The 14739-nt window shown below is 36.8% G+C and carries 14 protein-coding genes; 4 read left to right on the top strand and 10 right to left on the bottom strand.

Translation table 11 applies throughout. The annotated features are described in order from the left end of the window. Positions 1 to 62 precede the first annotated feature (62 nt). The gene (locus AACH31_RS00160; protein WP_289461060.1) at positions 63 to 1007 is read left to right on the top strand and encodes an IS30 family transposase; all 945 of its coding nucleotides are present in this window, start codon (positions 63 to 65) and stop codon (positions 1005 to 1007) included. A 50-nt stretch (positions 1008 to 1057) separates the two neighbouring features. Here the strand turns inward: AACH31_RS00160 and lysS are convergent, their stop codons facing one another. Continuing rightward, positions 1058 to 2545 carry a lysine--tRNA ligase gene (lysS, locus tag AACH31_RS00155; RefSeq protein WP_161832633.1) on the bottom strand — a complete coding sequence of 496 codons (1488 nt, stop codon included), beginning with the start codon at positions 2543 to 2545 and terminating at the stop codon, positions 1058 to 1060. Positions 2546 to 2878: 333 nt separating this feature from the next. Between lysS and AACH31_RS00150 the strand changes: the two genes are divergently transcribed. Continuing rightward, positions 2879 to 3940, top strand: coding sequence for a leucine-rich repeat domain-containing protein (locus tag AACH31_RS00150; protein ID WP_161832634.1), 1062 nt, complete (start codon positions 2879 to 2881; stop codon positions 3938 to 3940). 17 nt (positions 3941 to 3957) lie between these two features. Here the strand turns inward: AACH31_RS00150 and folD are convergent, their stop codons facing one another. From folD to AACH31_RS00135, 3 genes are all read right to left on the bottom strand, one after another. Further along, entirely contained in the window at positions 3958 to 4815 is an 858-nt protein-coding gene (gene folD, locus AACH31_RS00145) for a bifunctional methylenetetrahydrofolate dehydrogenase/methenyltetrahydrofolate cyclohydrolase FolD (protein WP_161832635.1), read from the bottom strand. Positions 4816 to 4832: 17 nt separating this feature from the next. Next, positions 4833 to 6062 (bottom strand): serine hydroxymethyltransferase, encoded by a 1230-nt coding sequence (gene glyA, locus AACH31_RS00140; RefSeq protein ID WP_161832636.1) that lies wholly within the window; start codon positions 6060 to 6062, stop codon positions 4833 to 4835. Between the two features lie 675 nt (positions 6063 to 6737). After that, the gene (locus tag AACH31_RS00135; protein ID WP_338617716.1) at positions 6738 to 6956 is read right to left on the bottom strand and encodes a hypothetical protein; all 219 of its coding nucleotides are present in this window, start codon (positions 6954 to 6956) and stop codon (positions 6738 to 6740) included. 598 nt (positions 6957 to 7554) lie between these two features. On the opposite strand from AACH31_RS00135, the gene AACH31_RS00130 reads away from it, so the two are divergent. Both AACH31_RS00130 and rbr read left to right on the top strand, forming a co-directional pair. Beyond that, positions 7555 to 7719 (top strand): hypothetical protein, encoded by a 165-nt coding sequence (locus tag AACH31_RS00130; RefSeq protein ID WP_161832638.1) that lies wholly within the window; start codon positions 7555 to 7557, stop codon positions 7717 to 7719. Positions 7720 to 8081: 362 nt separating this feature from the next. Next, positions 8082 to 8624, top strand: coding sequence for a rubrerythrin (rbr, locus tag AACH31_RS00125; protein ID WP_161832639.1), 543 nt, complete (start codon positions 8082 to 8084; stop codon positions 8622 to 8624). Between the two features lie 135 nt (positions 8625 to 8759). Here the strand turns inward: rbr and purB are convergent, their stop codons facing one another. From purB to AACH31_RS00095, 6 genes are all read right to left on the bottom strand, one after another. After that, positions 8760 to 10055: an adenylosuccinate lyase gene (purB, locus tag AACH31_RS00120; RefSeq protein WP_161832640.1), complete on the bottom strand. Its 1296-nt coding sequence runs from the start codon at positions 10053 to 10055 to the stop codon at positions 8760 to 8762. Positions 10056 to 10223: 168 nt separating this feature from the next. Continuing rightward, on the bottom strand, positions 10224 to 11567 hold the full coding sequence (locus AACH31_RS00115) for a sensor histidine kinase (protein WP_161832641.1): 1344 nt from the start codon (positions 11565 to 11567) through the stop codon (positions 10224 to 10226). 9 nt (positions 11568 to 11576) lie between these two features. Further along, positions 11577 to 12269 (bottom strand): response regulator transcription factor, encoded by a 693-nt coding sequence (locus tag AACH31_RS00110; RefSeq protein WP_161832642.1) that lies wholly within the window; start codon positions 12267 to 12269, stop codon positions 11577 to 11579. Positions 12270 to 12336: 67 nt separating this feature from the next. Further along, on the bottom strand, positions 12337 to 12921 hold the full coding sequence (locus AACH31_RS00105; protein ID WP_161832643.1) for a hypothetical protein: 585 nt from the start codon (positions 12919 to 12921) through the stop codon (positions 12337 to 12339). A 42-nt stretch (positions 12922 to 12963) separates the two neighbouring features. Beyond that, the gene (locus AACH31_RS00100) at positions 12964 to 13245 is read right to left on the bottom strand and encodes a hypothetical protein (protein WP_161832644.1); all 282 of its coding nucleotides are present in this window, start codon (positions 13243 to 13245) and stop codon (positions 12964 to 12966) included. 160 nt (positions 13246 to 13405) lie between these two features. Then, positions 13406 to 14686, bottom strand: coding sequence for an adenylosuccinate synthase (locus AACH31_RS00095; RefSeq protein WP_338617713.1), 1281 nt, complete (start codon positions 14684 to 14686; stop codon positions 13406 to 13408). Between the last annotated feature and the right edge of the window lie 53 nt (positions 14687 to 14739).

Below are 14739 nucleotides of genomic sequence, written 5' to 3'. Positions count from 1 at the left end.
AATAGAATTCTTTGTTATAGAATGAAGTTACCACACCAAATTCTTAACAAGGAGATCTATTTATGAGTTATAAACATCTTAACACATTTGAGCGTACACGTATAGAAGTTCTTTCAAAAATGGGTTATTCAACGAGACAAATTGCGGGGCAATTAAATCGTCATCATTCAACTATTGCTCGTGAACTAAAACGAAATACTCAAAAGACGTATCAAGCAGAGCTAGCAGATGAATTAGCCGAGCAACGTCGCTTAGTTTGTCATCGTCCAGAGACCAAATCTGAAGAAGTTATTCAAACCATCCAACATTATTTAAAGTTAACCTGGTCGCCTGAACAAATTTCTAATACGGTTTTAAAGGGTGTTATTTCATTCAAAACTATTTATCGTTGGATTTATGACGGAACGATTTTGTTAGGGGATTTAAGCTGTTTAAGGCAAAAGGGAAAACGCCGAAAACCACGAGAAACACGCGGACGATTTAACATTGGGACATCAATTCATCAACGTCCTAAAGAGGTAAAAAAACGTCAGGCATTTGGTCATTGGGAACTTGATACAGTTGTTTCAAGCCGTGGTAAAAGTAAAGGATGTTTAGCTACATTTATTGAACGTCAAACACGATTTTATGTCGCCGTTAAAATCGAAAATCGCTCAGCATCTGAAATGTACCGAGCGATTAGTGAGTTATATGAACATTTTCCTAAAGACACCTTTAAAACTTATACCGTTGATCGAGGAAAAGAGTTTGCTTGTTATTCCAAAGTAGAAGCAGATTTAAAGGTTCCTGTTTACTTCGCTGACGCCTATTCCTCTTGGCAAAGAGGAAGTAATGAAAATGCCAATGGTCTTCTTCGAGAATTCTTTCCGAAGAAGACGGACTTAGCACGAGTTAGTGAGAAAGAGATTGATGAAGCCCTCCTCCTCATTAATCATCGACCACGAAAATGCTTAGGTTGGAAAACTTCATTCGAGCTATTTCATGAGAAACTGTCGCATTTGTATTGACAATTCGTCAACAAAAAAATCTCGCTCCAAAGAGCGAGATTAATAGATAATTATTTTTTACGCATTGTTGGGAATAATAGGACGTCGCGAATCGTTGGAGAGTTAGTTAGTAACATTACTAAACGATCAATTCCGATTCCAAGTCCTCCTGCAGGTGGCATTCCATATTCTAATGCTTCAATATAATCGATATCCATTTCCGAAGCTTCATCATTTCCTAATGCTTTTTCAGCAAGTTGAGCTTCGAAACGTTCTTTTTGATCAATTGGATCATTTAATTCCGTAAAAGCATTCGCATATTCACGTGCATCGATAAATAATTCGAAACGATCTGTGAATCGAGGGTCCTCTGCATTTTTCTTCGCAAGTGGAGAAACTTCTACCGGATGTCCATAAATAAATGTTGGTTGAACAATTTTCTCTTCAACAAATGTTTCAAAGAATTCATTAATAATATGACCAACTCCTGTAAAGTGAGCTGGAACCTCCACATTATGTTCTTTAGCAATAGCTTTTGCTTCTTCGAATGTCATTTCTTTAAAGAAATCAACACCTGTGATTTCCTTAATCGCATCAACCATATGCCAACGTTTCCATCCAACTGCTAAATTAATTTCATGTCCACCATATGGAACAGTCGTTGTCCCTAAAACTTCTTGCGCAATATGAGCCACCATATTTTCAGTTAAATCCATCATCGTTTCCATATCACCGTAAGCTTCATATAACTCAATCGATGTGAATTCTGGATTATGACGAACCGAAATTCCTTCATTACGGAAAATACGTCCGATTTCATATACCTTTTCTAATCCACCAACAAGTAGGCGTTTTAAGTGTAACTCAGTCGCAATACGTAAATATAAATCCATATCTAATGTATTATGATGTGTTTCAAATGGACGAGCTGCGGCCCCTCCTAATGTTGTATGTAAAATTGGTGTTTCAACTTCTAAATAACCTAACCCATCTAAATAACGGCGCATTGCAGTAATCACACGTGTACGTGTAATAAATGTTTGCTTACTTTCCTCATTCATAATTAAATCAACATAACGACGACGGTAACGTTCTTCAACATCCGTTAATCCGTGGTACTTCTCAGGTAACGGGCGTAGCGCCTTTGAAAGTGGGATGTATTCTTTAACCTTAATTGATAACTCACCAACCTTAGTTTTGAACACGACTCCGCGCACTCCAACGATATCACCTAAATCAGCCTTCGCAAAGAAACCATAAGCCTCTTCACCAACGGCGTCCTGACGCACATAAATTTGAACTTGTCCCTTAACATCTTGAATATGAGCAAACCCAGCTTTACCTTTTCCACGTTTCGTACGAATACGTCCCGCTACAGCAACTTCAATTTGCTTTTCTTCTAATTCTTCTTTAGAAAACGCATCAAACTCTTCAACTAACTCTGAAGATAAATGAGTACGGTCGAATCTTTGTCCAAATGGATCAATTCCGTGCTGACGTAAATCCTCCATTTTATCGCGTCTAACCTGTAATTGATCATTAATTTCAGTTGTCGACATCGAATCACTCCATCTATATAACTATTTTTTTCATTTTTTCATTATAACACGCAAACGCATATTTTGTCTTAATTATTGACCATTTCCCACAAAAATATTCAAATCCCATAAAAAAAGTAGTATCATATCGTGATACTACTTCCTCCTCAAATAAATAACCACATTAACCTTAAAAACTAGACCCCTCAATCATCAAACACTATATGGTTATCCAATCCCCATTATAAAGCTCCATCACCAAAAAAGCAACCCCTTACAGATAACGTTTCCATTGTTGTATGCATCAAACTCTTTTTCCCCCCACAAACTAACAAACAAAAAGGAGAATTCACCATGTCACTCATCAAAGACCCCTATCTTAAACAAGTCATTCAAAACACCTTAGGCCCTGACGTGCCTCTCACACAAAGTACCCTGCAAACCATCTCCGTACTCGATGCCTCCCATCAACAAATCCAATCACTTGATGGAATTGAACATTGCCGTCATCTTCAAAAACTATATCTAGACTCCAACCTCATTACAAATCTTTCCCCACTCAAACAGCTCGTCACCGACCATCTGACCGAACTCCAACTAAATGATAATCAAATCTCTGACCTTTCACCGCTTGCCAAACTCACCTTTCCGAGGCTAACAGACCTCGGCCTTGGCTATAACAAAATCGAAAATCTTTCTCCACTTAAGCAAGCTCATCTACAAACCCTAAAAACCATTTATCTCAACAATAATAAGATCACCGACCTCTCCCCTCTACAGCATATCCCCCTTCCTAATCTCGCATCCATTTTTCTAGAATATAATCACATCACTGATTGTTCTCCCCTACTAAAAAATAATTCTTTAAATTCCCTCTCCCTTATTTTAATCGGCAACCCCATTCAAAAACTCGATCATCTCCCTAAAAACGCCGAACAACTCTCAGAACTTTACCTCGATAACACTGGAATCAAAGATCTGTCTCCCCTAAGTCATATCACCCTAAAAAATCTAACCATTCTTAGCCTAAATTATAATGACATTAGCGATGTCACTCCCATTAACCCAAAAACAATGCCTAACCTTGTCTGCCTAAACTTAGAGGAAAATAGCGTCACCGACCTCCAACCTCTACTCCCACTCTCACTCCATCACGAATCGCTCGAAAATCAACGAGTTACTTTACCTAAATTAACTTTTCAAGGGCCAACACTTACAATAATGAATCCAATCACCAATAAAAACGGCGAAAAAATCCCCCCGCTTATCCATCCAAACTACACGTATGACCCCCAAACAAACACCATCACATGGCAAAATATTTCTAACCTAGAAGGCTTCGTCTCCTTTGAATGGGAAGAAGGATCCTTTGACGGGGAAGCTATCCAGCCCTATAAAAAAGAAGTCATTGATTAATGACTTCTTTTTTTATTCTACTTTAAACCTAATTGATTTGCTGCAGCCTTCAACGTATTTCGCAATAACATCGTAATTGTCATCGGACCAACACCACCTGGAACTGGAGTTATATAACTCGCCTTCTCGGAAACTTCATCGAACAACACATCCCCAACAAGCTTCCCACTCTCTAAACGATTAATTCCAACATCAACGACAACGGCCCCTTCTTTAACCATATCAGCCGTAATAAACTGTGGTTGTCCAATAGCCACAATTAACAAGTCAGCCTGTTTTGTAAACTCACTCAATTCTTTAGTCCTTGAGTGACAGACAGTCACTGTTGCATTTTCATTCAACAACATTTGAATCAGTGGCTTACCGACAATTTGACTCCGACCAACAATCACAGCATGGCGTCCCACCATCGGAATGTCATAGGCTTTTAATAATTCAATCACTCCCGCTGGTGTGCAAGAGCGTAGTCCATTCAATCCGAGGACTAGTGCCCCAACTTGGTAAGGATGAAAACCATCTACATCTTTTTCAACAGCAATCGTTTGAATCACTTTTTCTTCATCGATATGCTTTGGTAATGGTAGTTGCACCAAGATACCATGTACCGTTTCATCTTGATTCAATTGATGAATCTGTTTTAATAACTCTGATTCACTAATTTGTTCAGGTAATTCAATCACTGTCGATTCAAACCCTACCGACTCACACGCCTTCTTCTTATTACGAACATACGTCATAGACGCCGGATCTTTTCCTACAATAATCACTACAAGATGAGGGCGAACATTTGTTTTCTCTATAAACTTTTTGGTTTCCTGGGAAATAGAAGCTCTTAAATCATTTGAAACCTTTTTCCCATCAATTAATATAGACATTATCTCGCAACCTCCCCTTAGGCATCATATAAAGGAAAGCGACTCGTTAACTGAAGAACAGATTCACGAATAGCCTCTAACTCTTTCTCATCATCAACTGAACGTAAAGCTCTTGCGATATATCCCGCTAACTCCACCATTTCAGCCTCTTTAAATCCTCTCGTTGTAATCGCTGGCGTTCCTAAACGAATACCACTCGTCACAAAAGGTTTCTCCGTATCAAATGGGATCGTATTTTTATTACACGTAATCGCCACTCGATCTAAAACGGCTTCCGCTACTTTTCCAGTTAAACCAAAACTAGATTTTACATCAACAAGAAGCAAATGATTATCTGTTCCTCCTGATACAATACGTAAACCATGTTTCGTTAATTCATCAGACAAGACCTTTGCATTTTTTACGACTTGTTTTTGATAGTCCACGAACTCATCTGACAAAGCTTCAAAAAACGAGACAGCCTTCGCACCAATTACATGCATTAATGGGCCACCTTGAATACCAGGGAACACTACTTTATCTAATTTTGTCGCAATTTCTTCATCATTTGTCAAAATCATTCCTCCACGAGGACCACGTAATGTTTTATGCGTCGTCGTCGTGACAACATGAGCAAACTCTACTGGATTAGGATGCACACCGGCTGCAACTAATCCAGCAATGTGGGCCATATCCACCATTAAATATGCTCCAACTTCGTCCGCAATTTCACGGAATTTTTTAAAATCAATAAGACGTGGATACGCCGAAGCTCCCGCTACAATTAATTGTGGTTTTACGTCTAAGGCGATTTGACGCACAACTTCATAATTAATCATTTCTGTTTTTTCATCTACACCATACTCATAAAACTCATAATCTTTTCCTGAAAAGTTAAGAGGGTGGCCATGTGTTAAATGCCCTCCATGACTTAAATTCATACCTAGCACTTTTGCACCTGGTTTTAAAATCGCACGATACGCTCCCATATTTGCCTGAGAACCTGAATGAGGTTGAACATTAACAAACTTTGCTCCAAATAGTTGTTTTGCACGTTCACGCGCAATTTCTTCAACACGATCAACGAACTCGCATCCGCCATAATATCGTTTTGATGGATATCCCTCGGCATACTTATTCGTTAAAATAGAACCTTGAACATCCATCACTTCTTGTGACACGTAATTCTCCGAAGCAATCAACTCTACATTTTCACGTTGACGCTTCAACTCTTGCGCTAAGGCATTAAAAATCGCTTGATCTTTCATCAACAAATCCCTCCTAACAACGTCCTAATTCCATTGTGCCATAAAAACACTAAATCACCAAATCATATCCCCTTTATTTCTCTTCCTACTCTATTAATAAAAAATTTCAACCCCATTTTACAAAATTAATCTGAAGTTAATCACTGAACCATCACCACTATCCGTTCTATGAAATTAGAATTTTTCTCTAAACGACTCAACTAACCTTATCATTTTATTTTTTCCAAACAAAAAAAAGTGCCTTGCCATAAGAACTATTTCCTACAACAAAGCACTTCATTCGTAGAATTCCTAACAATCAATCACTCCTAAACATCAACTCTAATATTTAGTGATGACTGACCATCACCTGAGCACTTCGTGGCTGCCCAATAACCATTCCGTAAAACTCTACAAAACTAGCTTTCCCCGCTACTCTTTTTTTATTCACTCTACACGCATGATTTAATTTTTATTTTTTTCTAACAAAAAAGTGCCTTGCCATAAGAACTATTTCCTACAACAAAGCACTTCATTCGTAGAATTCCTAACAATCAACCACTCCTAAATATCAACTCTAATATTTAGTGATGACTGACCGTTACCTGAGCACTTCGTGGCTACCCAATAACCATTCCGTAAAACTCTACAAAACTAGCTTTCCCCGCTACTCTTTTTTTATCCATCATTCACTTATTATTCTACTAAATTTATAGCAACTCCCATCAAGAACACAGCAAGCAAAAATAAAACAATCGCTTCTCCCCTATTTTTACGATAGCGATCCCATCCATTAACCATTTGCGATCCTGCTACAACTAAAAGCAAAAGCGGAACATTCCTATCGTATCCCATCCAGATAGATATCCCAATCAAAATGGTTAAACAAATCAATATAAAGTTAATCACTTTCACTAATATTCCCCTCCCACTTATTTAACCCAGTATATTCCCCAAAAATATTCTAGTCAATCAAAAAAGTACCCTGTCATAAGAACTATTTCTTACAAGAGGGTACTTGAATTGCAGAATTTCTAATAGCTAATAACCACTGAACATCAATTCTCATATTCAGCCCTTACCAACCATCACCTGAGCACTTCGTGGCTGCCCAATAACCATTCCGTAAAACTCTACAAAACTAGCTTTCCCCGCTACTTTATTTTTATTCACTCTACACGCAGGATTTAATTTTTTCTAACAAAAAAAGTGCCCTGCCATAAGAACTATTTCCTACAACAAAGCACTTCATTCGTAGAATTCCTAACAATCAACCACTCCTAAACATCAACTCTAATATTTAGTGATGACTGACCGTCACCTGAGCACTTCGTGGCCGTCCAATAACCATTCCGTAAAACTCTACACCACTACTTTTCCCATAATCGTGAGAAATATACCGTCAATCACAATAAATATATTAAAAAGTAAAATTACTACTTTATTCCGACATTTTTTTAAACTTTTTACACATATAATAAAATTCTAACATACCAAAATAGGGGAGCACACAATGGAATTTATCGATGACCTAATTCAAACCTTATTTAACATCATGGACAACTTATTTTGGTTTGCCCCGGAAGTTGGACCACGAAAAATGAAAAAATTAAATGTCTCTTTAGCGAGCATAGCGCTAATTCTTTTCTTCGTGTTTATTTGTCAACATATCGTCTAAAGAGTCTATTTAATAAAAATATAAAAAAAGAGCCGTGAGGCTCTTTTTTTCTCGACTCTTTATTTTTTATATAGTGGGCTGCCGAATCACACCACTCCATACTGATCTCATAAAAATAATATCAAGAATTCATTCATAAGTCAAATAAAATCAAATTCTAAAATTAATCGCACCTAGACTGTCAGCTTTGAGCATAAAATTGGAGGATATAGGATAAATTATCCCTTTATCTCACCTCTATTAATAATCACTCTCATTACAAACCATTTGTCAATCAAATCTAAGAAATGACCGTTGCGTTTTATCTCGCAGTAGGTTATGTTAGGACTAGATATTAAAGTAATCTTGGGGGGATTTTAAGCATGACAAATTTAAAGGGTACTAAAACTGAAGCAAACTTAATGCACGCATTCGCGGGAGAATCAATGGCTCGAAATAAATATACTTTCTACGCGGCTAAAGCACGTGAAGAAGGATATGAACAAATTGCAAACTTATTCCTAGAGACCGCTCATAATGAAATGAACCATGCTAAACTTTGGTTTAAATTCTTACATGAAGGTGAAGTTGCTGATACCCAAACAAATTTACGCGATGCTGCAGCGGGAGAACATGATGAATGGACAGACATGTATGCAACCTTTGCACAAGAAGCTCGCGAAGAAGGCTTCAAACGTATCGCTGCTCTTTTCGAAATGGTTGGTAACATTGAGAAGGAACACGAAGAGCGTTACTTAAAGTTATTACAAAACATTGAAGAAGATAAAGTCTTCGCTCAAGAAGAAGAAACATCATGGATTTGTCAAGAGTGCGGTCACATCCACTACGGTAAAAAGGCTCCTAAAAAATGTCCAGTCTGTGGATATGATCAAGCACACTTCGAAATTCGTTCAGTAAACTACTAATCATTAAAAATGTGGATAACTTTTTAAATAAAGTTATCCACATTTTCTCTTTTAGCATCATCTCTCCTACTAACTGAAAAAGAGTAGCATCGAATCTAATCGAAGCTACTCTTTTTAATAACCCATCACTAATAACTATTCTAATCCTAATCGTTCAAAGATTCCATCAACTGATTTTAAATGGTACGTATGATCAAAACAGTCATCTAAATCTGCCATTGTTAAATGACTCATCACTGTTTCATCAGACTCTAATAATTGACGGAATGATTGACGATTCTCCCAAGCTTGCATCGCTTTTGGTTGAACAAGGTCATAAGCTTGCTCACGAACAAATCCTTTTTCAATTAATTTTAACATCACGCGTTGAGAGAAAATAACTCCATGCGTTTTATTAATATTTTCTAACATATTTTCTTCATAAACCGTTAAATTATCAATTAAGTTAGTGAAACGATTTAACATGTAATCAAGTAAAATTGTTGCATCTGGCATAATGATACGTTCTGCTGATGAGTGTGAAATATCACGTTCATGCCAAAGCGCGATATTTTCGTAAGCTGTAACCATATATCCACGTAATACACGGGCACACCCTGCCATATTCTCAGAACCAATTGGATTACGTTTATGAGGCATTGCTGAAGATCCCTTTTGCCCTTTGCGGAAAAACTCCTCGGCTTCACGAACCTCTGTACGTTGTAAATGGCGAATCTCAACCCCCATTTTTTCAATTGATGCCCCAATTAAGGCAATAGCTGACATATAAGCTGCATGTCGATCACGTTGCAATGTTTGCGTTGAAATCTTCGCTGAATCAATTCCTAATTTCTCACATGTATAGTCTTGAACAAAGAATGGAATATTGGCGTGTGTTCCAACCGCACCAGAAATTTTACCACATTCAACAGCACGTGCCGCTTCTTCAAAACGCGCTTGGTTTCGTTTCATCTCCTCATACCATAACGCTAACTTTAATCCAAATGTCGTAATCTCAGCATGAACCCCATGCGTACGTCCCATTTGAACGGTATGTTTATACTTCTTCGCTTTTTCACCTAACACTTGAATAAAGCGATTTAAATCTTCACGTAAAATATCATTTGCTTGTTTTAATAAATACCCATTGGCCGTATCAACAACATCAGTCGAAGTTAATCCATAATGAACCCATTTCTTCTCCTCACCACATGTTTCACTCACCGCTCGTGTAAAAGCAACCACGTCATGACGAGTCTCTTGTTCAATTTCATAAATTCGATCAAGATCAAAAGAAGCATTCTTCCATAACTTCTCAACATCCTCCATCGGAATATGCCCTAATTGAGCCCAAGCCTCACAAGCCAAAATTTCAACCTTTAAATAGGCTTCAAACTTATTTTGTTCTGTCCAAATAGCCGCCATCTCAGGGCGCGAATAACGATTAATCATGCGTAAACTCCCACCTTATCCTATTTTACTTACCCTTCTATTTTAACTTAAATTTTCTAATCAAACAAACAAATATTTTGAAAATTACACCAGATTCCCCGATGAAAACGTACCTCTGATAAGCAAGAATTGCGTCCCAATATAAAGAAGGGCATCGCCAATCATGACTCAGCCCTTCTTCACTTCACTTGATCGCCGTTTATTAGACGGCTTAACATAAGGTAACTTTACACTCATGCAGACTCCATTCTCAACATTCAACGCTTCAATTACTCCCTGATGAGTCGTAATAATACTTTGCACAATAGACAGGCCAAGTCCTGACTGACCTTTATCACCCTTATAAAAACGATCAAAAATATACGGTAAATCAGTCTCTTTAATTTGGGGACCATCATTAAATAAACGAATTTCCACCCAGTCCTCATCAATCTTTGTCGTAATAGAAATCATCGTCTTTGCATAACGAACGGCATTAGTAATAATATTAGATAACGCGCGAATCATCTTATCATCATCTAATTTGACAAAGACAGATCGATCTAAATTCAAGCGAAGTTCTAACCCTTTGTCCGCAACAAGACCTGCCATCTTATGATAAAATCCATCTAAGAAGACATTTAAATCAACAACTTGTAATTGATATCGATCATGAGTCGCATCTTCAAGCTTAGACAAATATAAAATTGATTCTACCAACGTTCGAAGAGATTCACTTTCTTTAGAAATCACGTCCGCAGCCTCATCAATCGAGAAAATACCATCCTTTAGCCCCTCAGCATATCCTCGAATATTCATGAGCGGCGTTTTTAACTCATGAGACGTATTCTCAAAAAATGCTTTGCGTTTTCGGTCATTATTAACAATAGCCTTGGCCATGCGGACAATATCCTCATCCAATTCCTGAATCTCATCTCCCGTATAAATCGTCACCTCTGGTGCCTCTAAATTTTCCTGAAAATTACGAATCTTATTCTTTAATAAATGAATCGGTCTAGAAATATTATTTTGTACATAAACTCCAAAAAATGCCGCAATTAACATACTCACTAATGAAGTAATAAATAAAATATTTAAATTCAAGCGATTTAAATCAACAACCGTTCCTTTATCTCTTAATAAAATAATATCAAATTTCCAGTCCATCACCTCAACACTACCTGAAATCATTAAATAGTGCTTTTTGAAATAGGTACTCTCAACTCCATAAGTCTGTAAATCATCCAGGATTGCCTTATTTTCATAAAAAACAGTCTCATTATCCTGAATAATAATTAACTCCGACTCCACCAGTTGCATAATGTGATTACGAATGACAACACCTGGTTGAAAGTAACCTGTATTATAAACCATCAAATTTTCTTGAATTAAATCCATTTCCTTTTTCATACTATCTAACAATCGATATGATAAAAACTGATTAGACGTTACAGTAAACAACGTAAACGATGTGGAAATGGCAATTAAAATGGTAATAATGTAACTCCAAAATAATTTGCGATCTAATCTCATCATTCACACCTAATTATTATCATCAATTCGATAACCATAACCCCAGACTGTAGTAATTTCCACCTTAGCATTCATCGCTTTTAATTTTTTACGAAGGCGTTTTACCAAGTCGTCAATCATGCGAGATTCCCCCACATAATCGTATCCCCATATATTCTGAATCAAATTTTCACGAGTAAATGAAATATTTTTATTTTTCACCAAATAAGCTAGTAACATATATTCATTATTAGTTAACGTCATCTCCACATCATTCACCGTGCAAACACGCTTCGAGTCATCAATCTTCATATCCTTAATTTGATAAATACTCGTCTCCACCTCATTAATCACCACCGGTTCAATTCGACGAAAAATAATCTTTAATCGAACCAACAACTCACGAGGACTAAATGGCTTAGATAAATAATCATCTGCCCCTAATTCAAGCCCAATAATACGATCAACCGCCTCATCTTTTGCAGAAACAAAAATAATTGGAACCTGGCTCACCATTCGAATCTTTTTACATAAATCAAGTCCATCCATCGTCCCAGGCATCATAATATCCAAAACTAGGGCGTCTGGCTGCATCGCATTAAAAGCCTCTAATACCGTGTCCGCATTTTCAAACGTCGTCACACGATAACCTTCCTTTTCCAAATACCTTAAAATTAACTGTCTGATGTTTGCATCATCATCTATTACAAAAATATGTTTCATCTTCTTCACCTCTTATACTATTTATATTATAAAAAATCTTGCTTTTTTTAAAGCAAGATTAGCTCATTTATTTTTTATATGTTCCTAACAATTGTCGCGCCTCAGCCACTCCCTCAGCATATCCCGCGAACTTTCCATCTTTAATCTTAAGCAATGCTGGCGTCCCGGATACTTGAATCTCTTCGGCAGACTGTGGCAAACGATTATTCATAGGCGTATCATTATAAGCAACAATCTCATTGTTATCCTTTACAGAAATGACCCATCCTTCATTTGATGGATATTTTGCACTCGATTCACCCTCATTAAATACCTGTACTCCATTTTCAACCTTACCAATAACCTTCGTATACTGTTTTTTATGTGCATCCCAATCATACCAAGCACCAACATTTTGATCGGCTGCCATATCAACTACATAAATTGGGGCTCCATTATCATTATAAGCCGCCACTAACTCGGGACTAAATTGCAAACAAAGTGGACAACTTTCTTGATAAAAATAAACATAATACTCCGATTCCTTCTGACTGAATGAATCTCGATAATCAATCCTTTTTAAATCAGCCAATGAATTAACTGATGGAAATAGGAAGTTAGCCGTGACCGCAATAACAACAACTGCTACTAATCCAATTAAAATTTTCTTCATAATAACTACTCCTTTACTTCCTCTCTTATTATAACTCAAATATTAGAAAAAACTATGAAATATATGTGAAAGGTTAAAAAGATTCATCAGTTCTCCTGGAAGTGTTAAATAACCTGAAGAAATTAAAAATACTAATAACCCGCACACAATCGCAATAAAAATAATCGTCTTCGTCACAACATTAAATGCTAATTTACACAAAAAGGCAATCACTAACCCCACAAAAACCCCTTCTAATAATCCGTATAACTCAACATATGATTTGAAGGCCTGATTAAAACAAAACAAACACCCTAAAAAAATAATATAATACCATTTCTTCATCCCATAACAACCTCCTTTTATACCACTATTTTACATCAAAGCTAAAAAAAAGCAACGCAAAATGCGTCGCTTTTTTCTTATAAAAATCCCACTTTGATACAATTAATGCCTTCTCACTCTTTAATAAAAACGAAAAATCTAAATTAAAAATTGTCCCCAATTAGAATAATTCTTTTAATAAAATAGTTTGCTCACGATCTGGTCCAACACTGAAAATAGCTACTTTAGCTCCAATTAACTCTTCAATGCGACGTAAGTAATTTTGCGCTGCAATTGGTAATTCCTCAAATGAAGTTACACCTGTAATATCCTCTTGCCAACCTGGCATCTCCTCGTAAACAGGAATACAACGTTCAAATTCCTTAATTGTTGAAGGTACGTACTTAATTACCTTTCCATCCAATTTGTATGCTGTACAAATTTTTAATGTGTCAAGTCCTGATAAAACGTCTAATAAATTAACAGAGATTCCTGTTAAACCACTTACTCGACGAGTATGAGACACAACTACACTATCAAACCATCCAATACGACGAGGACGACCTGTTACAGTTCCATATTCACGTCCAATCTCACGAATACGGTTTGCAGTTTCACCTTCAATTTCAGTTGGGAACGCTCCTTCACCAACACGTGTTGAATAAGCTTTTACAACCCCAATCACTTCCTCAATTTTCGTTGGACCTACACCTAATCCAGTTGTTACAGCCCCTGCAGAAGGATTTGATGACGTAACAAACGGATATGTCCCGTGATCAATATCTAACATAACTCCTTGTGCACCTTCAAATAATACCTTTTTACCTTCATTAAATGCCTCGTCTAATTCATATGAAGTATCCGTTACGTATGGACGAATAATCTCTGCATACTCACAATATTTAGTGTAAATTTCATCATACGAGAATGTCGTCTTTCCATACTTAGCTAAAATCTCATTCTTCGCCTCTAATTGTTCCTTCAAGCGAGTCGCAAATACTTCCTTATCCATTAATTCTCCAATACGAATTCCGATACGAGCATATTTATCTGCGTAACATGGCCCAATTCCACGTTTAGTTGTCCCAACCTTTTGATCCCCTTTTAACTCTTCCTGAAGACCATCTAACTCAATATGATATGGGAAAATAACATGGGCACGGTTAGAAATACGAATATGATCCGTACTAATTCCAGCATCATTCAAATATGCAATTTCCTCTAATAATGACTCAGGATTAATAACCATCCCATTTCCTAAAATAACCTTCTCCGAATTGAAAACTCCTGAAGGAATCAATCGTAACTTAAATTGTTGTCCATTAAATTCAATCGTATGTCCAGCGTTGTTTCCACCTTGATAACGCGCTACAATATCTGCACGTTGAGCCAAATAATCCGTAATTTTTCCTTTTCCTTCATCTCCCCATTGTGTTCCTACAACTACTACTGTTTTTACCATATCAATAACCACCTTTTTTTATAATAGAATTTAATATTTACTACAATATCTTA

Origin of the sequence: Turicibacter faecis (genome assembly GCF_037076425.1) — a bacterium.
GTDB lineage: Bacteria > Bacillota_I > Bacilli_A > MOL361 > Turicibacteraceae > Turicibacter > Turicibacter faecis.
The sequence above is the reverse complement of the archived record's forward strand: the minus strand, read 5'-3'. Positions and strand labels throughout refer to the sequence as shown.